Source organism: Streptomyces sp. P17 (genome assembly GCF_032436805.1).
GTDB lineage: Bacteria > Actinomycetota > Actinomycetes > Streptomycetales > Streptomycetaceae > Streptomyces.
The window spans coordinates 1-262 of the sequence record NZ_JAVRBF010001015.1 but is presented as its reverse complement, the minus strand read 5'-3'; the positions used below and the strand labels follow the sequence as shown (position 1 = coordinate 262).

At 68.3% G+C, this 262-nt stretch carries 1 protein-coding gene; it reads right to left on the bottom strand.

Annotated features, from left to right (window positions below):
* Positions 1-262: DegT/DnrJ/EryC1/StrS family aminotransferase (locus RMT89_RS43775; RefSeq protein WP_315889325.1), on the bottom strand; the 262-nt coding region annotated here is incomplete at both ends.

Genomic DNA, 262 nt, shown 5'->3' with positions numbered 1-262 from the left:
CGCGAACGTGCCGAACGCGCCCACCGGCGTCCCATTCAGGGACGCACCGTGCGCCTGAGCGGCGTCCTCGAACACCTGCAGGCCATGCTTGTCAGCGATGGCGCGCAGGGCGTCCATCTTGGCCGGGTGACCATACAGGTGCACCGGCATGATGGCGGCCGTCTTGTCGGTGATGGACGCCTCGACGTCCTCGGGGTCGAGGGTGAAGTCGTCGAGTGCGATATCCGCGAAGACAGGGGTGGCGCCGGTGAGGGCGACCGAG